This is a genomic window from Cellulosimicrobium cellulans (genome assembly GCF_006539945.1).
GTDB classification, from domain to species: domain Bacteria; phylum Actinomycetota; class Actinomycetes; order Actinomycetales; family Cellulomonadaceae; genus Cellulosimicrobium; species Cellulosimicrobium cellulans.
This window is the reverse complement of the sequence record NZ_BJNZ01000005.1, coordinates 111353-130598: the sequence shown is the minus strand read 5'-3', so window position 1 is coordinate 130598 and position 19246 is coordinate 111353. Positions and strand designations below refer to the sequence as shown.

The 19246-nt window shown below is 74.2% G+C and carries 16 protein-coding genes; 8 read left to right on the top strand and 8 right to left on the bottom strand.

Annotated elements, in window-relative coordinates; genetic code table 11:
• Positions 1 to 114: 114 nt before the first annotated feature.
• The 5 genes from CCE02nite_RS05645 to CCE02nite_RS05625 form a co-directional block, all read right to left on the bottom strand.
• Positions 115 to 1185, bottom strand: a complete 1071-nt coding sequence (locus tag CCE02nite_RS05645) for a TIGR03842 family LLM class F420-dependent oxidoreductase (RefSeq protein ID WP_141388685.1) — start codon at positions 1183 to 1185, stop codon at positions 115 to 117.
• 25 nt (positions 1186 to 1210) lie between these two features.
• Positions 1211 to 2647 carry a dihydropyrimidinase gene (gene hydA / locus CCE02nite_RS05640; RefSeq protein WP_141388684.1) on the bottom strand — a complete coding sequence of 479 codons (1437 nt, stop codon included), beginning with the start codon at positions 2645 to 2647 and terminating at the stop codon, positions 1211 to 1213.
• Positions 2648 to 2674: 27 nt separating this feature from the next.
• Entirely contained in the window at positions 2675 to 3511 is an 837-nt protein-coding gene (locus CCE02nite_RS05635; RefSeq protein ID WP_141388683.1) for a nitrilase-related carbon-nitrogen hydrolase, read from the bottom strand.
• Between the two features lie 76 nt (positions 3512 to 3587).
• Entirely contained in the window at positions 3588 to 4997 is a 1410-nt protein-coding gene (locus CCE02nite_RS05630) for an aspartate aminotransferase family protein (protein ID WP_141388682.1), read from the bottom strand.
• A 7-nt stretch (positions 4998 to 5004) separates the two neighbouring features.
• On the bottom strand, positions 5005 to 6492 hold the full coding sequence (locus CCE02nite_RS05625) for a CoA-acylating methylmalonate-semialdehyde dehydrogenase (protein ID WP_141388789.1): 1488 nt from the start codon (positions 6490 to 6492) through the stop codon (positions 5005 to 5007).
• 201 nt (positions 6493 to 6693) lie between these two features.
• On the opposite strand from CCE02nite_RS05625, the gene CCE02nite_RS05620 reads away from it, so the two are divergent.
• Genes CCE02nite_RS05620 through CCE02nite_RS05610 form a run of 3 tightly spaced genes read left to right on the top strand, consistent with a single transcriptional unit; the run spans position 6694 to position 9906 of the window.
• A complete protein-coding gene (locus tag CCE02nite_RS05620) occupies positions 6694 to 8808 on the top strand; it encodes an endonuclease/exonuclease/phosphatase family protein (RefSeq protein ID WP_255318658.1) in 2115 nt (704 codons plus the stop codon).
• Between the two features lie 29 nt (positions 8809 to 8837).
• Positions 8838 to 9311, top strand: coding sequence for a hypothetical protein (locus CCE02nite_RS20410; RefSeq protein ID WP_170227228.1), 474 nt, complete (start codon positions 8838 to 8840; stop codon positions 9309 to 9311).
• A gap of 1 nt (position 9312) precedes the next feature.
• Positions 9313 to 9906: a nucleoside/nucleotide kinase family protein gene (locus CCE02nite_RS05610; protein WP_141388681.1), complete on the top strand. Its 594-nt coding sequence runs from the start codon at positions 9313 to 9315 to the stop codon at positions 9904 to 9906.
• Between the two features lie 11 nt (positions 9907 to 9917).
• On the opposite strand, the gene CCE02nite_RS05605 is transcribed toward CCE02nite_RS05610, so the two are convergent.
• Complete coding sequence (locus CCE02nite_RS05605; RefSeq protein WP_141388680.1) at positions 9918 to 11369, bottom strand: NAD(P)H-quinone dehydrogenase; 1452 nt, start codon at positions 11367 to 11369, stop codon at positions 9918 to 9920.
• Positions 11370 to 11489: 120 nt separating this feature from the next.
• Between CCE02nite_RS05605 and CCE02nite_RS05600 the strand changes: the two genes are divergently transcribed.
• Together CCE02nite_RS05600 and CCE02nite_RS05595 are read left to right on the top strand one after the other, a co-directional pair.
• Positions 11490 to 12341, top strand: coding sequence for a purine-nucleoside phosphorylase (locus tag CCE02nite_RS05600; protein WP_141388679.1), 852 nt, complete (start codon positions 11490 to 11492; stop codon positions 12339 to 12341).
• A gap of 1 nt (position 12342) precedes the next feature.
• Positions 12343 to 14187 (top strand): phospho-sugar mutase, encoded by a 1845-nt coding sequence (locus CCE02nite_RS05595; RefSeq protein ID WP_141388678.1) that lies wholly within the window; start codon positions 12343 to 12345, stop codon positions 14185 to 14187.
• A 3-nt stretch (positions 14188 to 14190) separates the two neighbouring features.
• On the opposite strand, the gene CCE02nite_RS05590 is transcribed toward CCE02nite_RS05595, so the two are convergent.
• Positions 14191 to 14430: a hypothetical protein gene (locus CCE02nite_RS05590; RefSeq protein WP_141388677.1), complete on the bottom strand. Its 240-nt coding sequence runs from the start codon at positions 14428 to 14430 to the stop codon at positions 14191 to 14193.
• A 72-nt stretch (positions 14431 to 14502) separates the two neighbouring features.
• Between CCE02nite_RS05590 and deoC the strand changes: the two genes are divergently transcribed.
• The 3 genes from deoC to CCE02nite_RS05575 are packed head-to-tail and all read left to right on the top strand — an operon-like array spanning position 14503 to position 17987.
• Positions 14503 to 15564 carry a deoxyribose-phosphate aldolase gene (deoC, locus tag CCE02nite_RS05585; RefSeq protein WP_141388676.1) on the top strand — a complete coding sequence of 354 codons (1062 nt, stop codon included), beginning with the start codon at positions 14503 to 14505 and terminating at the stop codon, positions 15562 to 15564.
• A gap of 18 nt (positions 15565 to 15582) precedes the next feature.
• Positions 15583 to 17055 (top strand): aldehyde dehydrogenase family protein, encoded by a 1473-nt coding sequence (locus tag CCE02nite_RS05580; protein ID WP_141388675.1) that lies wholly within the window; start codon positions 15583 to 15585, stop codon positions 17053 to 17055.
• A complete protein-coding gene (locus tag CCE02nite_RS05575) occupies positions 17055 to 17987 on the top strand; it encodes an aldehyde dehydrogenase family protein (RefSeq protein WP_141388674.1) in 933 nt (310 codons plus the stop codon). Before CCE02nite_RS05580 ends, CCE02nite_RS05575 begins: the two co-directional genes overlap by 1 nt.
• A gap of 75 nt (positions 17988 to 18062) precedes the next feature.
• Here CCE02nite_RS05575 and CCE02nite_RS05570 read toward each other — a convergent pair whose 3' ends face one another.
• The gene (locus tag CCE02nite_RS05570) at positions 18063 to 19193 is read right to left on the bottom strand and encodes an adenosine deaminase (protein WP_141388673.1); all 1131 of its coding nucleotides are present in this window, start codon (positions 19191 to 19193) and stop codon (positions 18063 to 18065) included.
• Between the last annotated feature and the right edge of the window lie 53 nt (positions 19194 to 19246).

Below are 19246 nucleotides of genomic sequence, written 5' to 3'. Positions count from 1 at the left end.
CCGGACAGGGCCGAAGGTCCCGCCAGGGCCGCCGGTCACGTGGCCTGGGTCACGCCGGCGGGCACCTGGGCCGGGTCACGCGGGACGAAGACCGCAGGGCGGGCATGCGTCGTCTCACTCGCGCGCCCGGACGAGGTCGCGCACCGCGGGGCGGACCGTCTCGCCGTACGCGCGCAGGGTCTCGTCCTTGGCGTCGTGCTGGAGGTAGACGGCGAACTGGTCGACGCCGAGCGCGGCGAGCTCGCGCAGCCGCTCGACGTGCCGCTCGGCCGGCCCGACGAGACAGAACCGGTCGACGATCTCGTCGGTGACGAACGCCGTGTGCGAGTTCCCCGCGCGCCCGTGCTCGTTGTAGTCGTACCCCTCGCGCCCCGCGACGAAGTCGGTGAGCGCGTGCGGGATCGTCACGCCCGCACCTGCCTCGGACCCGCCGGGCCCGTACCGCGCGACGATCTCCGCGACGTGGTTGCCGACCATCCCGCCGAACCAGCGGCACTGGTCGTAGGCGTGCGCGAGCGCGCGGCGTCCGGCCTCGCCGTCCGACGGCGCGTGGTCGGTCACGTACGCGGGCGCGGCGACGCAGACGCGCACCGCGTCCGGGTCGCGACCCGCGCGCTCGGCCGCGGTGCGCACCGCGGCGACGGACCACGCGACGACGTCGGGGTCGGCGAGCTGGAGGATGAAGCCGTCGCCCACCTCGCCGGTGAGGGCGAGCGCCTTCGGCCCGTACGCCGCGACCCACACCGGCAGCCGGGAGTCGGGGTTCCACGGCAGTCGCAGCGTCGAGCCGCGGTACTCGACCGCCTCCCCGGACGCGAGGCCGCGGATCACGCCGATCGCCTCGCGGAGCTCGGCGAGCGTCACGGGCCGGCCGTTGATGACGCGCACCGCGGAGTCCCCCCGGCCGATCCCGCAGATCGTCCGGTTGCCGAACATCTCGTTGAGGGTCGCGAAGAGGGACGCCGTGACCGTGACGTCGCGCGTCGCGGGGTTGGTGACCATGGGGCCGACCGTGACCCGGTGGGTCGCGGCGAGGATCTGGGAGTAGACGACGAACGGCTCCTCCCACAGCAGGTGCGAGTCGAACGTCCACACGTGCGAGAAGCCGTACGTCTCCGCCTGCCGCGCGAGGTCGACGACGCGCCACGCGGGCGGGTCGTTCTGCAGCACCACCCCGAGGTCCATGCCCACCTCCGATCCGGACCCGCGCTCAGCGCAGGTACGCCGACAGCCCGCGGCGCAAGAACCGTCCGTGCCCGGGGCTGCCGTGGTACGTCCCGTCCTCGACGACCACGCGCCCGCGCGACATCACCACGTCCACGTGCCCCACGACCTCGAACCCCTCCCACGCGGAGTGGTCCATGTTCATGTGGTGCGTCTTCCCGTACCCGATCGACGTGCGCCCGGCCGGGTCGTAGACGACGACGTCCGCGTCGGCGCCCGGCGCGAGCACGCCCTTGCGGCCGTCGAGCCCGAACATGCGGGCCGGCGTCGTGCAGCACAGCTCGACCCAGCGTTCGCGCGTGATACGCCCGTCGACGACGCCCTGGTAGAGCAGGTCGAGGCGGTGCTCGACCCCGCCGATCCCGTTGGGGATCTTCGAGAAGTCGCCGCGCCCGAGCTCCTTCTGCTCCTTCATGCAGAACGGGCAGTGGTCGGTGCTCACGACCGACAGGTCGCCCGTGCGCAGGTACCGCCACAGCTCCTCCTGGTGGCCCTCGGCGCGCGACCGCAGCGGCGTCGAGCACACCCACTTGGCGCCCTCGAAGTCGCCCCACTCGTCGCTGCGCGCCGCGAGCTGCTCCTCGAGCGACAGGTAGAGGTACTGCGGGCACGTCTCGCCGAACACGTTGTGCCCCTCGTCACGCGCCTGCGCGAGCGTCGCGACGGCCTGCTTGGCGGACATGTGCACGACGTAGAGCGGCGCTCCGGTCAGGCGCGCGAGCATGATGGCGCGGTGCGTCGCCTCCTCCTCGGTCTCCCACGGTCGGCTCGTGCCGTGGAAGTACGGGGCGGTGTCGCCCCGGTCGAGGGCCTCGCGCACCAGCACGTCGATCGCGATGCCGTTCTCCGCGTGCATCATGATCACCGACCCGTTGTCGCGCGCCTTGCGCATCGCGCGCAGGATCTGCCCGTCGTCGCTGTAGAAGACGCCCGGGTAGGCCATGAAGAGCTTGAAGCTCGTGATGCCCTCGGAGACGAGCTCGTCCATGGCCTTGAGCGAGTCGTCGTCGACGCCGCCGAGGATCTGGTGGAACCCGTAGTCGATCGCGCACCGCCCGTCCGCCTTCGCGTGCCACGCGGCGAGCCCGTCCTGGACGCGCTCGCCGGTGCGCTGGACGGCGAAGTCGACGATCGTCGTCGTGCCGCCCCACGCCGCCGCGCGCGTCCCGGTCTCGAACGTGTCGGACGCGTTCGTCCCGCCGAACGGCAGCTCCATGTGCGTGTGGCAGTCGACGGCGCCCGGGATGACGTACTTCCCGGTCGCGTCGATCACGCGCTCGGCGGTCGCGGCGAGGTCGGCGCCCAGGCTCGTGTCCCCGGGCCGCAGCAGCGCGGCGACCTGCTCGCCGTCGACCAGCACGTCGGCGGGCGTCGAGCCCGTGGGCCCGACGACGGTCCCTCCCCGGATCAGCGTGTGCGGCATCGCGTGCTCCCCTCTCGGATCCTCAGGTCACGGCCGGGTGAGGTCGCCGTAGGCGTCGGGGCGGCGGTCGCGGTAGAACTGCCACCGGTCGCGCACGACGCGCAGGAGGTCGAGGTCGAGGTCGCGCACCACGAGCTCCTCGTCGTGGTCGTCGGCGGGGTCGCCGACGAACGCGCCCTCCGGGTCGACGAAGTACGACGTGCCGTAGAAGTCGTCGTCGCCCAGGTCCTCGACGCCCACGCGGTTGATCGCGCCGACGTAGTACTCGTTGGCGACCGCGGCAGCGGGCTGCTCGAGCCTCCACAGGTAGTTCGACAGCCCCCGGCTCGTCGCGCTCGGGTTGAGCACGATCTCCGCTCCGTTCAGGCCGAGCGCTCGCCAGCCCTCGGGGAAGTGCCGGTCGTAGCAGATGTAGACGCCCACGCGCCCGACGGCGGTGTCGAACACCGGGTAGCCCAGGTTTCCGGGACGGAAGTAGAACTTCTCCCAGAACCCGCGCACGTGCGGGATGTGCGTCTTGCGGTACTTGCCGAGGTAGCGCCCGTCCGCGTCGATCACGGCCGCGGTGTTGTACAGGACGCCCGGCTGCTCCTCCTCGTAGACCGGCAGCACGACGACGGTGCCCAGCTCGGCGGCGAGCGCCGAGAACCGCTCGACCGTGGGCCCGGGGACGGACTCCGCGTACGCGTAGTACGCGGCGTCCTGCACCTGGCAGAAGTACGGCCCGTAGAACAGCTCCTGGAAGCACACGAGCTTCGCGCCCTGGCTCGCGGCGTCGCGCAGGTGCTTCTCGTGGACGTCGATCATCGACTCCTTGTCGCCCGTCCAGCGGACCTGGGTGAGCGCGGCTCGCACGGTGGTCATGAACCCTCCTCGGGTCTCCGGTCTCCTGGTGTGGGCACGAGACGGGGCCGGCCTCGAGGCGACGACCGGACCCCTCTCACGCCCGCACCGCCTCGGTCTGCTCGTCGGCGACGTCGAGGGCGGCGTCGATCGCGGCGAGGCCGTGCTCGAGGTCGTCGGCGGACGTGACGAGCGGCGGCGCGACGTGCAGGCGGTTGAAGTGCACGAACGGCCACACGCCGCGTTCCTTGACCGCGGCGACGACGGCGGTCATCGGCGCGGCGGCCGCCCCGCTCGCGTTGAACGGGACGAGCGGCTCGCGCGTCTCCCGGTCGCGCACGAGCTCGACCGCCCAGAAGAACCCCAGTCCGCGCACCTCGCCGACGCTCGGGTGCCGGGCGGCGATCTCGCGCAGCCGGGGGCCGATGACGTCGGCCCCGAGCGTGCGCACCCGTTCCAGGATCCGCTCGTCCTCGAACGTGCGGACCGACTCCACCCCCACGGCGCACGCGAGCGGGTGGCCGGAGTAGGTGAGCCCGCCGGGGAAGACGCGGTCGTCGAACGTCCGCGCGACGTGCTCCCCGATGACGACGCCGCCCAGCGGCACGTAGCCGGAGTTCACGCCCTTGGCGAAGGTCACGAGGTCGGGCACGACGCCCCACCGGTCCACCGCGAACCACTCGCCGACCCGGCCGAACCCGACCATGACCTCGTCGGTGACGAGGAGGATCCCGTGCTCGTCGCACAGCGCGCGCACGCCCGCCAGGTAGCCGTCGGGCGGGATCAGCACGCCGTTGGTCCCGACGATCGTCTCGAGCAGGATCGCCGCGACCGTCCCGGGGCCCTCGAGCTGCACGACCTCGCGCAGGTGGGCGAGCGCGCGCACGCCCTCCTCCGCGTCGTCGTGCGCCCCGAACGCCGAGCGGTACGCGTACGGGCCGAGGAAGTGCCGCACGTGCGGGTCGGGCGAGACCTCGTTGGGCCAGCGTCGCGGGTCGCCCGTGAGCGAGATGGCCGTCGTGGTGTTGCCGTGGTACGACCGGTACGCGGCGAGCACCTTGGCTCGCCCGGTGTGCAGGCGCGCGATCCGGACCGCGTTCTCGACGGCGTCGGCCCCGCCGTTCGTGAAGAAGACCCGCCATCGCCGGTCGTCGCCTGCGGCGCCGGTCGAGGCACCGCCGGTCCGCGCGCCCGGGGCGCGCTCCGCGATCAGCCGGGCGAGCTCGCCCCGCACGTCGTTGGCGAACGTCGGCCCGACCGTCGCGAGCCGGCCCGCCTGCGCCTGGAGCGCCGCGACGAGCCGCGGGTGCTGGTGACCCAGGTTGAGGTTCACGAGCTGGGAGGCAAAGTCGAGGTATCGGTTGCCGTCCTCGTCCCAGAACCACGCGCCCTCGCCGCCGGCGACGGGCAGCGGGTCGATCGCGCCCTGCGCGGACCAGGAGTGGAAGACGTACCGGTCGTCGGCGCGCGTGCGCGACGTGCGCCGGGCGAGCTCCTCCGTCGTCATCGGACGCTCACCGGGTCCGGGGGAAGCCGAGGTCGACGCCCGCCGTGGACGGGTCGGGCCAGCGCGTCGTGACGACCTTGGTGCGCGTGTAGAACTGCACGCTCTCCGGCCCGTAGACGTGCAGGTCCCCGAACAGCGAGCTCTTCCAGCCGCCGAACGAGTAGTAGCCGACCGGCACGGGGATGGGGACGTTGACGCCGATCATGCCCGCCCGGGCGTCGACCTCGAACGCACGCGCGGCACCTCCGTCGCGCGTGAAGATCGCCGCGCCGTTGCCGTAGGGGTTGTCGTTCACCAGCCCGACGGCCTCGTCGTAGGACTCCGCGCGCACGACCGACAGCACCGGCCCGAAGATCTCCTCGCGGTAGACCGTGTGCTCGGGCCGCACGTGGTCGACGAGCGTGGGGTGCAGGAAGAACCCCTCCCCGAGATCCCCCGCGCCGTCGGGGGCCTCGCGACCGTCGACGACGAGCGTCGCGCCCTCCTCGGCGGCGGTGCCCACGCGTGCCGCGACCCGGTCGCGGTGCTCGGCCGTGATGAGCGGGCCCATCTGCGACGCGGGGTCCGAGCCCGGGCCGACGACGAGGCGCGCCACACGCTCGCGGATCGCCTCGACCAGCGGGTCGGCCACCGCGCCCACGGCGACGAGCACGGACACCGCCATGCACCGCTCGCCCGCCGACCCGTACGCCGCGGAGACCGCCGCGTCCGCCGCGACGTCCACGTCGGCGTCGGGCAGCACGACCATGTGGTTCTTCGCCCCGCCGAGCGCCTGGACGCGCTTGCCGTGCCGCGTCCCCGTCTCGTAGACGTGCCGCGCGACGGGCGTCGAGCCGACGAAGCTCACGGCCTCGACGTCGGGGTGCTCCAGCAGGCGCTCGACCGCGACGCGGTCGCCCTGCACCACGTTCACGACGCCGTCCGGCACGCCGGCCTCCTGGAGCAGGCGCGCGACGACGAGCGACGCCGAGGGGTCGCGCTCGCTCGGCTTGAGCACGACCGTGTTCCCGCACGCGATCGCGTTGGGGATCATCCACAGCGGCACCATGGCCGGGAAGTTGAACGGCGTGATGCAGGCGACGACGCCGAGGGCCTGCTTCACCTCGTGGACGTCCACGCCCGACGACGCCTGCTCGGTGTACCCGCCCTTGAGGAGCTGGCCGATGCCGCACGCGAACTCGACGCACTCGAGCGCGCGGGCGACCTCGCCCGCTGCGTCGGAGAGCACCTTGCCGTGCTCGGCGCTCACGACCGCCGCGACCTCGTCCCGGTGGTCGACGAGGAGCTGGTGGAACGCGAAGAGGATCTCGACGCGACGCGACACGCTCGTCGCGCGCCACGCGGGGAACGCGTCGCGCGCCGCGGCGACCGCGGCGTCGACGTCTGCGGCGGACGCGAGCGCCACCCGCCCCGTGACCGCGCCCGTCGCGGGGTCGTGGACCGGTCCGTACCGCTCCGCTTCAGGGCGCGCGCGACCCGCGACCCAGTGCCCGATGCGCGCCGGCGCGTCGTCCGTCGCGGTCGGGGCGCTCGTGGCGCCCTGAGCGTGCGGGGAGATCCCAGCGGTCGTCTCCACGTCCTCGCCTCCTCGCGCGCCGAGGTGGTGGCGCGCCCTCGCAGCCGATCCCTCAGTCTGGCACGGAAGACCCGATCGTGTGGTGCGGATCACAGCGCACGCCCGGTAGCGTCGTGCCTCGTGAGCGCAGCGCAGCCCCCGTCCGCCCGGTCCGTGCCCCGGTCGGCCGCCCGGTTCGACCAGGCCACCGTCCTCCCGCTCCTGCTCGTCGTGACGGTCACGGCGATCGTCGTCGAGCTCGTGCGGTCGAGCGGCCCCCTGCTCGACCACGCGTTCTCGGCGGGCGTCGTCACCGTCGCCCTGACGGCGCTCGCGACGTACGCCGCCCCCGGCGTGCTCGTCGTGATGATCGCGGCGCGCCTCGAGCTCACGGGAAGGGTCGTGCTGCTCGCCGTGGCCGCGCTGGTCGTGGCCCGCCTCGCGCTCCAGGGCCTCGGCGCGGCGATCGCCGCGGGCGCGGACCTCGGGCTCGTCCGGTACGGCGTCGGGCTCGCGACCGTCGCGCTCGGGATCGGCGTGCTCGTGCTCGTGGCCGCGTTCGCGAGCGGGGCGCCGGCACACGACACCGACGTTCACCTCGCGTCCACCCCCGACGCCGCGTCCGAGCCGTCGGCCCGGCCCGGCGGGCGCCTCGCGCGCGGGTCCCTCGTCGCGCTCGGCGTCGTGCTCGGCGCACTGCTCGCCGGGGCGCTGAACGCCGTCCTCGGCACGTGGGACGCCTACTGGCGGTCCGACGTCGCGGCGTGGGTCGTGACGGTCGCCGTCGCCGGCGCCGCGGTCGCGTGCGCGTGGCTGCTGCGGAGCCGCGCCGCGTGGCCGGGCGCGCGCGGGCTGTGGGTGCTCGGCCCGCTCGTCGCGCTCGCGGTGCAGGTGCTCGCCAACCCCGCGTTCGCCGCGTCCCAGGCCGGCGTCGCGCTGCCGTTCGCCGTCGGCGCCCTGGCCGTCGCTGCCCTGCTCACCGCGTGGTTCGTCCCGTGGGCGGGCCGGTCGACCCGGCCCGGGTCACCGTGGCTGTCCCCCGCCGTGCTCGTCGCCGGCGTCGCCGTGGTCTTCCTCGCGGTGCCGCGCCTCGACGGTCCCGGGACGGTCGGCGGCTGGGCGCTCCTCGCGCTGCTCGCGCTGCTGGTGCCCGCGGCCGCGCGGACGCTCGCCCTCGCCCTGACGAAGACCGCGCGCCCGCTCACGTGGCTGCGGGTCGCGGGCGCGGCGAGCGTCGCCGGGCTCACGACCGCCGTGCCCCTGCTCGGGTACCAGCTCGAGTACGACGTCCCGCTCCCCGTCCCCCACACGCTCGTCCCCGTCGCGGCCGCGCTCGCGCTCGCCGTGCCCGCGGTCGTCACCGGACTTCGCACCCGGGGCGCGTCGGCCCCCACGGGCGACCGCGCGGCGTCGGGCACGACCCCCGCCGATGCCTCACGGGTCCCTGCTCTCGCCCTCGGCGGTGCGGTCGCGCTGCTCGCGCTCGTCGGGGTGACGCAGGTCCACGTGCCGACGACGACGTCCGCCGTCGCCGACTACCCGGTCGGCGAGCTGCGCCTGCTCGACTGGAACCTGCACTACGGCGTGAGCGCCGACCCGTCGGTCCGGCTCGACGAGATGGTCGCGACCATCGAGGACTCCGGTGCCGACGTCGTCACCCTGCAGGAGGTGTCCCGCGGCTGGGTGCTCGGCGGAGGCGCCGACATGGCGACCTACCTCGCGCGGGAGACCGGGATGCGCGTCGCCTTCGTCCCCGCGGCCGACCGGCAGTTCGGCAACGCGCTCCTGTGGGACCCGCTGCGCGGCGACCTCGACGACGTCGCGCGCCACGCCCTGCCGTACGGCGCCGGGCCGCAGGAGCGCTCGACCATCTCCGCGACGCTCGACGCCGCCGGCGTCCCCGTGCGCGTGACGTCGGTGCACCTCCAGCACCGCGAGGAGAGCACGCCGACCCGGCTCGACCAGCTCGAGACCCTCCTCGCCGACGAGCCCGTGGAGGGCGCGTACGTCCTCGCGGGAGACCTCAACGCCGAGCCCGGCTGGGACGAGATCACCTTCCTCGAGGAGCAGGGCCTCGAGAGCGGCCAGGACGCCGCCGGCGACCCGGACGCGCTCACGTCGCCCTCGGTCGCGCCCGCCCATCGCATCGACTGGGTCTTCGGCTCCGGCGACGTGACCTTCCGCTCGTTCGAGGTCCTCGACGTCACCGCCTCCGACCACCGCCCCCTGCTCGCCGATCTCCGCGCCCACGACTGACTCGCGCGACCGACCGCTAGGGTCGACAGATGCGCATCGAGCTGACCGTGACCGAGGCCGTGGAGATCGCGCGCGCGACGGGCGGGCTGCCACCGTACGTGCGCTCGGTGACGAGCGAGGGCGACGACGTGCGGGTCGTCGTCGACCTGCGCGAGGTGCCCGACCCGCCGTCGGCGCTCAAGCTCGCCGCCAGGCTGGTCCCCGTCGTGCGGGCGACGCTGCACGTCGAGTCGGTCGTGGCGGGCACCGCCGTGCTCGCGGTCGAGGCCAACGCCGCCGGACTGCCCGCGCACAAGCTGCTCGGGTTCGTCGAGGCGCCGCTCCAGGGCGCTCTGCGCTCGCACGGGCTGCCGCCCGAGGCGGTGCGCGTGCTGCCCGACGCGCGGGTCGCGGTCGACGTGCAGGCGCTGCTCGGCGGCGTGCTCGAGCACACGTTCCCGGGGTTCCAGCTCACCGAGCTCGCGTTCGCGGACGGGACGCTGCGCCTGGACGGCCGGCTCTGAGGTGTCGCGGCAGCGGGCGGACGGCCGCGCCGTCGCGCCGGTCCTCGTCCTGCTCGGCCCCGCGGCCACCGGCAAGTCCACGATCGGCGGGCTCGTGGCCGGACTGCTCGGGGTCCCGTTCGTCGACCTCGACGACGTCGCGGACGGCTACTACCCGGAGGTCGGGTGGAGCGTCGACCGGCTCGTCGAGCGCATCGCGGTGGTCGGCAGGGTCGCGGCGGAGCGTGAGTGGGAGCCGGCGCGGGCGCACGCCGTCGAGCGTGCGGTCGCCGAGCACCCCGGCGCGGTGCTCGCGCTCGGTGCGGGGCACGCGTCGTACACGGTCCCGGCGTGCCTGGGCCGCGTCCGCACGGCGCTCGCGCCCGTGCCGCACGTCGTCCTCGTCCTGCCCGGCGCCGACCGCGAGCGCGCCCTGACCGTGCTGCGGTCGCGGTCGGTCGGCTCGAAGGGCACGGACTGGGTCCGCGACGGCCACGACTTCCTCGCCGAGTGGTTCGACGACGTCGGCACGCGCGACCTGGCGCACCGCACGTTCGTCACCGGTGCGGAGGACCCGGGCGCGAGCGCGCGACGGCTCGTCGCCACGCTCACCTGAGGCCGGCGCGGTCAGTCCTCGCGGTGGTGCAGCATGCGCGCCACCTCGGCGATGGACCCCGACAGCGACGGGTAGACGGTGAAGGCCGACGCGACGTCGTCGACCGTGAGCCGGTGCGACACGGCGAGCGTGATGGGGAACACGAGCTCGCTCGCGCGCGGCGCGACGACGACGCCGCCCAGCACGACCCCGGCCTCGGGGTGCGCGAAGAGCTTGACGAAGCCGTCGCGCATGCCGAGCATCTTCGCGCGCGGGTTGCGCGCCAGCGGCAGCACGGTCGTGACGTACTTGCTGCTCTGCGCCTTGAGCTGCTCCTCGCTGTACCCGACGGTCGCGATCTCGGGCGCGGTGAAGATGTTCGCCGCGACGGTCCGCAGCTTGATCGGCACGACGGCGTCGCCGAGCGCGTGCGACATGGCGACGCGGCCCTGCATCGCGGCGACGGACGCGAGCGGCAGGACCCCGGTGCAGTCGCCGGCCGCGTAGATGCCCCGCACCGAGGTGCGCGACACCTTGTCGACCTCGACGTGCCCGCTCGGGGTGAGCCGCACCCCGGCCTCCTCCAGGCCGATGCCGCTGGTCGACGGGATGGCTCCGACGGCGATGAGCACGTGCGAGCCCTCGACGACGCGGCCGTCGGACAGCGTGACGCGCACACCGTCCTCGGTGCGCTCGGCGGACTCGGCGCGCGACCGGGACATGACCGTCATTCCGCGGGAGCGGAAGACGCCCTCGAGCAGCTCGGCCGCGTCGGCGTCCTCGCCGGGGAGCACGCGGTCGCGGCTCGACACGAGCACGACGTCGGACCCCAGCGCGTTGTACGCGCCCGCGAACTCGGCGCCGGTGACGCCCGACCCGACGACGATCAGCCGCTCCGGGAGCTCGGACAGGTTGTAGAGCTGCGTCCACGTGAGGATCCGCTCGCCGTCGGGCTGCGCCGTGGGCAGGACGCGCGGGGTCGCGCCGACCGCGAGGAGGATCACGTCGGCGTCGAGCACGACGGGCCCGTCGGCGCCGTCGGGCGAGTCGACGACGACGCGCGCGGGGCCGTCGAGGCGACCCGCGCCGATGACGACGCGCACGCCCTCGCGCTCGAGGCGCGCGTGGATGTCCGCCGACTGCGCGGCCGCGAGCGCCATGACGCGCGTGTTCACGGCCTCGAGGTCGACGATGTGGCGCCGCATCGCGGGGTGCTGCGCCTTGGCGGTGTCGACGGGCAGGCGGATCCCGAGCTCGGCGGCACGCTCGGCGATGGTCATCCAGTCGGCGGTCGCGATGAGGGTCTTGGAGGGGACGACGTCGGTGAGCACGGCCGCGCCGCCGAGACCGTGGCGCTCGACGACGGTCACGTCGGCGCCGAGCCGGCGGGCGACGAGAGCGGCCTCGTACCCTCCGGGCCCACCTCCGAGGACGACGATGCGGGTGGCCTGGTGGTCGATGCTCGCGTGCGTCACGCCGGACATTCTGTCAGGCCGTCGCGTCCCGCGGTGTCAGCATGCGAGACGCCGGGGCCGGTGAGGGGCGGCGCGGCGGAGCCGCCCCTCGTCAGGTCGCGCGCCCGGGGACGGACTAGCCTAGCGACCATGACGACGACGCCCGCGAGCACACCCCCGCTCGACGACCCCGCGACCGACCCGTTCCTCGTGGCACGGGCCGCCGCCGACCACATCGCGCAGGCCACGGGGGTCGACGGCCACGACATGGCCCTCGTGCTCGGCTCGGGGTGGGGCGGCGCCGCGGAGCTCCTGGGCGACGTCGTCGCGGAGGTCCCGACGCACGAGATCCCTGGCTTCTCGGCGCCCGCGGTCGCGGGCCACCTCTCGGTGACGCGGTCGATCCGGGTCGAGCGGGCCGACGGCTCCGTCCGGCACGCGCTCGTGCTCGGCTCGCGCACGCACCTCTACGAGGGCAAGGGCGTGCGCGCCGTCGTGCACGGCGTGCGCACGGCCGCCGCGACGGGCGCGGAGACGCTGATCCTCACGAACGGCTGCGGCGGGCTCAACCAGGACTGGGCCGCAGGCACGCCCGTGCTGCTCTCCGACCACATCAACCTGACGGCCCGCAGCCCGCTCGAGGGCCCGACGTTCGTCGACCTCACCGACGTCTACTCCCCGCGCCTGCGCGAGCTCGCGCACCGCGTCGACCCGTCGCTCCCGGAGGGCGTGTACGCGCAGTTCCCCGGGCCCCACTACGAGACCCCGGCCGAGGTGCGCATGGCCGGGATCCTCGGCGCCGACCTGGTCGGCATGTCGACGACGCTCGAGGCCATCGCGGCCCGCCACTGCGGCCTGGAGGTGCTCGGCGTCTCGCTCGTGACGAACCTCGCCGCCGGCATCAGCCCGACGCCGCTGTCCCACGCCGAGGTGATCGAGGCCGGCCAGGCCGCGGGACCCCGGATCAGCGCCCTCCTGGCCGACATCGCGAAGCTGGTGTGACATGACGGACCGCACCGCGGGCTACCGGACCGACCCTGCCGACGACCCGACGTTCGACCCGGGGACCGACCGCGGCGCCTTCCTCGAGCGTGTCGCCGCGTGGGTCGACGACGACGTCGACGCGGGCGACCAGGACGAGCTGCGGCACCTGCTCGACCTCGCGGACTCGCCCGACCCGCGCAAGCACGACGTGCGCGTCGCCGCCCTCGCCGAGCTCCAGGACCGGTTCTCGGGGCCGCTCGAGTTCGGCACCGCCGGCCTCCGCGGCCGCATGGCCGCCGGGCCGCACCGCATGAACCGCGCGGTCGTCATCCGCGCTGCGGCGGGCCTCGGAGCCTTCCTCCTCGACACGCTCGGCCCCGCGGGGGCCGGCGGCGCGGCCCGTCCGCGCGTCGTCGTCGGGTTCGACGCGCGGCACCGCTCGCGCGCGTTCGCGGTCGACAGCGCGGCCGTGCTCACCGCGGCCGGGCTGGACGTCCTCGTCCTCCCCTCGGCCCTGCCGACGCCCGTGCTCGCCTTCGCGGTGCGCCACCTCGGCGCGGACGCGGGCGTCATGGTGACCGCGAGCCACAACCCGCCCGCCGACAACGGCTACAAGGTCTACCTCGGCGGGCGCGTCGTCACGGACTCGGGGCAGGGTGCCCAGATCGTCCCGCCGTACGACTCGCGCATCGCCGCCGCGATCGCCGCGGTCGGCCCGGCGCGGTCCGTCCCCCGCGCGGGCTCGGGGTGGACCGTCCTGGGCCGCGACGTCGTCGACGCGTACGTCCGCTCGGTCCTCGCGCTGTCCGACGGCGCCCCCCGCCGGCTCAAGGTCGTCACCACGGCGCTGCACGGCGTGGGCGGCGAGACGGTCGCCCACGTGCTGCGCGACGCCGGCTTCACGACCGTCGTCCCGGTCGAGGAGCAGCTCGACCCGAACCCCGACTTCCCGTCCGTCGCGTTCCCCAACCCGGAGGAGCCGGGCGCGATGGACCTCGCGCTCGCCGTCGCGCAGGACTCCGCGGCCGACGTCGTGCTCGCGAACGACCCCGACGCCGACCGCTGCGCGGTCGCGGTGTTCGACCCGCGCGTCGGCACCTACCAGGGGGCGGAGACCGCGCGCTCCAACGGGTGGCGCATGCTGCACGGCGACGAGGTCGGCGCGCTGCTCGGCGACGACGTCGCGCGGCGCGTCGCGGCGTCCGGCGCCGCCGGCGGGGTGCTCGCGTGCTCGGTCGTGTCCTCGCGGCTGCTCGGGAAGATCGCGGCCGCGCACGGCCTCGGCTTCGCGACGACGCTCACCGGCTTCAAGTGGATCTCGCGGGTCGACGGGCTCGTGTTCGGGTACGAGGAGGCGCTCGGCTACTGCGTCGACCCGGCACACGTCCGCGACAAGGACGGCATCAGCGCGGCGCTCCTCGTGGCGCAGCTCGCGAACCGCCTCAAGGCCGAGGGGCGCACCCTCGTCGACGCGCTCGACGACCTGGCGCGCACGCACGGGCTGCACGTGAGCGACCAGCTCTCCGCGCGGTTCACCGACCTCGACCGCATCGGCGAGACGATGACGCACCTGCGGGCCGCTCCCCCGCGCACGCTCGCGGGCGCCGGCGTCTCGGACGTCGCCGACCTGTCGGCCGGCCTCGACGGCCTGCCGCCCACCGACGGCGTGCGCATCCTCACCGCCGACGGGACGCGCGTCATCGTGCGCCCGAGCGGGACCGAGCCGAAGGTGAAGTGCTACCTCGAGGTCGTGCTGCCCGTCGCGCCCGACGCGTCGCACGACGACCTCACGGCGGCCCGCGCCGCCGCGCGGACCCGCCTCGACCGCGTCACGGCGGACATGCAGCGGGCTCTGGGTCTCTGAGGCTCAGCGGTCGGGAAGCTCGAGGACGCGCCGCATGAACTCGTCCCACGGGACGCGCTCCTCCCTCGTCGGGTCGAGGCCGTCCCAGACGACCGCGACCTGGTCCTCGCGGTAGAGGTCGGCGCCGTACACGTCGCCCGGGACCTCGAGGTAGCCGGCCTCGGAGCGCGCGAACGCAAGGATGCGGGCCCGCGTGCGTGCGTCGACCGTCTCGCGGAGGAACAGGTCGAGGCTCGTCGTCACGGAGCCCATGCTGTCAGGTGACGAGCAGGCCCGCGGCCCGCCGCGAGGCGTACCGACGGGTAACCTGGGGCGATGAGCACAACGACACCGACGTCGGTCGCCGAGACCGGCCGGGCGGGCACCGGAACGGCACCGGCGACCCCGGGTTCCGCCGACCGGTCCGCTGCCGAGATCGCCGATCTCGCGCGCTCCGTGACGGGATCCGCCCTCCTCGACGACACCGCCTGGCGCCGCTACCTGCACGGGCTGCCGGGGGTGGACAAGGTGGGCGCCGACGGCCGCGCGGCGGCCCTGGGCACCCGCTCGATCAAGACGACGTCCAAGGCCTGGGCGCTCGACACGATCATCCGGATGGTCGACCTCACGACGCTCGAGGGCGCGGACACGCCCGGCAAGGTGCGCGCGCTCGCCGCGAAGGCGGTGCGCCCCGAGCCCGCGGACCCGTCGTGCCCGTCCGCCGCCGCCGTGTGCGTGTACAACGACCTCGTCCCCGTCGCCGTCGAGGCGCTCGCCGGGACGGGCGTCAAGGTCGCCGCCGTCTCGACCGCGTTCCCGTCGGGTCGCGCGAGCCGCGCGGTACGCCTCGCGGACACGCGCGACGCCGTCGAGGCCGGCGCGGACGAGATCGACATGGTCATCGACCGCGGCGCGTTCCTCTCGGGGCGCTACGCCCAGGTCTACGAGGACATCGTCGCCGTGCGCGAGGAGTGCCGCGCGAACGGGCACCACGCGCACCTCAAGGTCATCCTCGAGACGGGCGAGCTCGCCACGTACGACAACGTGCGCCGCGCGTCGTGGCTCGCGATGCTCGCGGGAGCCGACTTCATCAAGACGAGCACCGGCAAGATCTCGCCCGCCGCGACGCTCCCGGTGACGATCGTCATGCTCGAGGCGGTGCGCGACTTCCGGGCGCTCACCGGCGTCCCGATCGGGGTCAAGCCCGCCGGCGGCATCCGCACGTCGAAGGACGCGATCAAGTACCTCGTCGCGGTCAACGAGACCGCGGGCGGCGACTGGCTCGACCCGGACTGGTTCCGGTTCGGGGCGTCGTCGCTGCTCAACGACGTGCTCATGCAGCGCAACAAGCTCGCCACCGGCACCTACTGGGGCCCCGACTACGTGACCGTCGACTGAGCGGGACTGAAGGACACCATGACCACCACAGCTAGCACGGCCGGCTCGCCGTTCGAGTACGCGCCGGCCCCCGAGTCGCGCGCCGTCGTCGACATCGCGTCGTCGTACGGCCTGTTCATCGACGGCGAGCTCACCCCGGCGTCGGACTCCGGCTCGTTCAAGACCGTCAACCCCGCCACGGAGGAGGTCCTCGCCGAGGTCGCGGAGGCGACCGAGGAGGACGTCGACCGCGCCGTCCGCGCAGCGCGCCGCGCGCAGGAGAAGGTGTGGGGCCCCATGCCGGGCCGCGAGCGGGCCAAGTACCTGTTCCGCATCGCGCGGCTGCTCACCGAGCGCTCGCGCGAGTTCGCGGTGCTCGAGACGCTCGACAACGGCAAGCCGATCCGCGAGTCGCGCGACGTCGACGTCCCGACGGCGGCCGCGCACTTCTTCTACTACGCGGGCTGGGCGGACAAGCTCGAGCACGCGGGCTACGGCCCCGACCCGCGCCCGCACGGCGTCGCCGCGCAGGTGATCCCGTGGAACTTCCCGCTGCTCATGCTCGCGTGGAAGATCGCGCCGGCGCTCGCGACGGGCAACACGGTCGTGCTCAAGCCCGCCGAGACGACGCCGCTCACCGCGCTCCTCTTCGCGGACCTGCTCCGCCAGGCGGAGCTGCCGGCCGGTGTCGTCAACATCGTCACCGGTGCTCGCGCCACGGGCTCGGCCCTCGTCAACCACCCGGACGTCGACAAGATCGCGTTCACGGGCTCGACCCCGGTCGGCAAGCGCATCGCCCAGGAGATCGCGGGCACGCGCAAGCACGCGACGCTCGAGCTCGGCGGCAAGGCCGCGAACATCGTGTTCGACGACGCGCCGATCGACCAGGCGATCGAGGGCATCGTCAACGGCATCTTCTTCAACCAGGGCCAGGTCTGCTGCGCCGGGTCGCGCCTGCTCGTGCAGGAGTCGATCGCCGAGGAGCTCGTGGACCGGCTCAAGGCCCGGCTCGGCACGCTGCGCGTCGGCGACCCTATGGACAAGAACACCGACGTCGGCGCGATCAACTCGCCGCAGCAGCTCGCGCGCATCACCGAGCTCACCGACGCCGGCACCGCCGAGGGCGCCACGCGCTGGAGCCCCGACTGCGAGCTCCCCTCCTCCGGGTACTGGTTCGCCCCGACGCTGTTCACCGGGGTGTCCGCCGCGCACCGCATCGCACGCGAGGAGATCTTCGGCCCCGTGCTCAGCGTGCTCACGTTCCGCACACCCGCCGAGGCCGTGGCCAAGGCGAACAACACGCCGTACGGCCTGTCGGCGGGGATCTGGACGGAGAAGGGGTCGCGCATCCTCTGGATGGCCGACCAGCTCCGCGCGGGCGTCGTGTGGTCCAACACCTTCAACCGGTTCGACCCGACCAGCCCGTTCGGCGGCTACAAGGAGTCGGGCTACGGACGCGAGGGCGGCCGGCACGGCCTGGCGCCCTACCTGATCGAGGGGAGCACCTACTGATGGCCCGCACGACGAAGGCGCCCACCGCGACGCGCACGGCGCCGGAGCGCCTGGGCGTGCGCAAGACGTACAAGCTCTACGTCGGCGGGAAGTTCCCCCGCAGCGAGTCGGGCCGCACGTACGAGGTGACGGACACCAAGGGCCGGTTCCTCGCGAACGTCGCCCAGGGCTCGCGCAAGGACGCGCGCGAGGCCGTCGTGGCCGCGCGCGCCGCGCAGGCGAAGTGGGCCGGCGCGACGGCGTACAACCGCGGCCAGGTGCTCTACCGCGTCGCGGAGATGCTGGAGGGCCGCCGTGAGCAGTTCGTCGCCGAGGTCGTCGCGGGCGAGGGGCTCACGGCGCGCCAGGCCGAGCTCGCGGTCTCCGAGGCGATCGACCGCTGGGTCTGGTACGCGGGCTGGACGGACAAGGTCGCGCAGGTCGCCGGCTCCGCCAACCCGGTCGCCGGACCGTACTTCAACCTGTCCTCCCCCGAGCCCACCGGCGTCGTCGTCGTCCTCGCCCCGCAGCGCTCGTCGCTGCTCGGCCTCGTCTCGACGATCGTCCCGCCGCTCGTCACGGGCAACGCCGTGATCGTCGTCGCGAGCGAGCGGCGCCCGATCCCGGCCGTCACGCTGTCCGAGGTGCTCGCGACGTCGGACGTCCCCGGCGGCGTGGTCAACGTCCTCACGGGCTTCACCAAGGAGCTCGCTCCCCCGCTCGCGTCGCACCTCGACGTCAACGCGATCGACCTCGCGGGCGCCGTCGGCGCCGACGGCGTCACGTGGGGTGAGCTCGAGGCCGCGGCGGCCGACTCGGTCAAGCGCGTCCTGCGCCCCACGGCCGGCCGTCGCGGCGACGACGCCGAGCCCGACTGGACCGAGGCCCCGCGCCCCCAGCGCATCCTCGCGTTCACCGAGACCAAGACGGTCTGGCACCCCAAGGGCGTCTGACCCCCGCCGGGGAGGCGTCGGTGCCGTGATCGCGTCGATCACGGCACCGACGTCGTGCTGGGCGACCCGGGCGGGTCAGAGCCGCGCGCCCTGAACCTCCTGGTAGCCCGGCAGGATCACGTCGTCGACGAGCGCGCGGCGCTCGTCGTGGTGCACGAACGCGCTCCACGCGGCAGTCATCGTGACGTCCGCGAGGTCGTCGATCGTCCACCCGGCGTGCTCGACGAGCAGCGCCATCTCCTGCGTCATGGTCGTGCGCGACATGAGGCGGTTGTCGGTGTTGAGCGTGACCGCGAAGTCGAGCTCCTTGAGGCGCGTGATCGGGTGCGCCGCGACCGACGTCGCCGCCCCGGTCTGCACGTTGGACGACGGGCACAGCTCGAGCGGGATCTGGTGGTCGCGCACCCAGTGCGCGAGGAGGCCGAGCGCGGCCGTCCCGGACTCGCCCTCGGCGCTGTGCGGGAACTCGGGGTCGAACGTGATGTCCTCGACGATGCGCACGCCGTGACCGAGGCGGCTCGCCTGGCCGAGGTGCACGGCCTCGGCGATCGACTCCGGACCGGCGGCCTCGCCCGCATGGATGGTGACGGGGAAGTTCTGGTCGGCGAGGTAGCGCCAGATCTCGGCGTGGCGCGAGGGCGGGAAGCCGTCCTCGGCACCGGCGATGTCGAAGCCGACGACGCCGTTCGCGCGGTTCGCGACGGCGAGCTCGGCGATCTCCTGCCACCGGTCGGCGTGGCGCATGGCGGTGACGAGCTGCCCGACGCGGATGGTCCGGCCCTCCGCGGCGGCCTCCGCGATGCCCTGCTCGATGCCGGACTGGACGGCGTCGACGGTCTCCTGGAGCGTCAGCCCGCGCTGGAGGTGCTGCTCGGGCGCCCACCGCTGCTCGGCGTACACGACGCCGTCGCGCGCGAGGTCGAGCACCGCCTCGCGCGCCACGCGGGCCAGCGCGGCGGGGGTCTGCATGACAGCGATCGTGTGGTCGAACGTCTCGAGGTAGCGCACGAGCGAGCCCGAGTCGGCCGACTCGGCGAACCAGGCGCCGAGAGCCTCGGCGTCGCCCGCGGGGAGCTGGTGCCCGACGTCGGCGGCGAGCTCGAGGATCGTGGCGGGGCGGAGCCCGCCGTCGAGGTGGTCGTGCAGCACGACCTTGGGCAGCGAGCGGATGACGTCGACCGTCAGGGGGGCGTTCTCGGTGGTCATGCGCTCACGGTACCGGCCGGTACGCCAGCGCTCGCGCCGAACGGCCAGGTGCT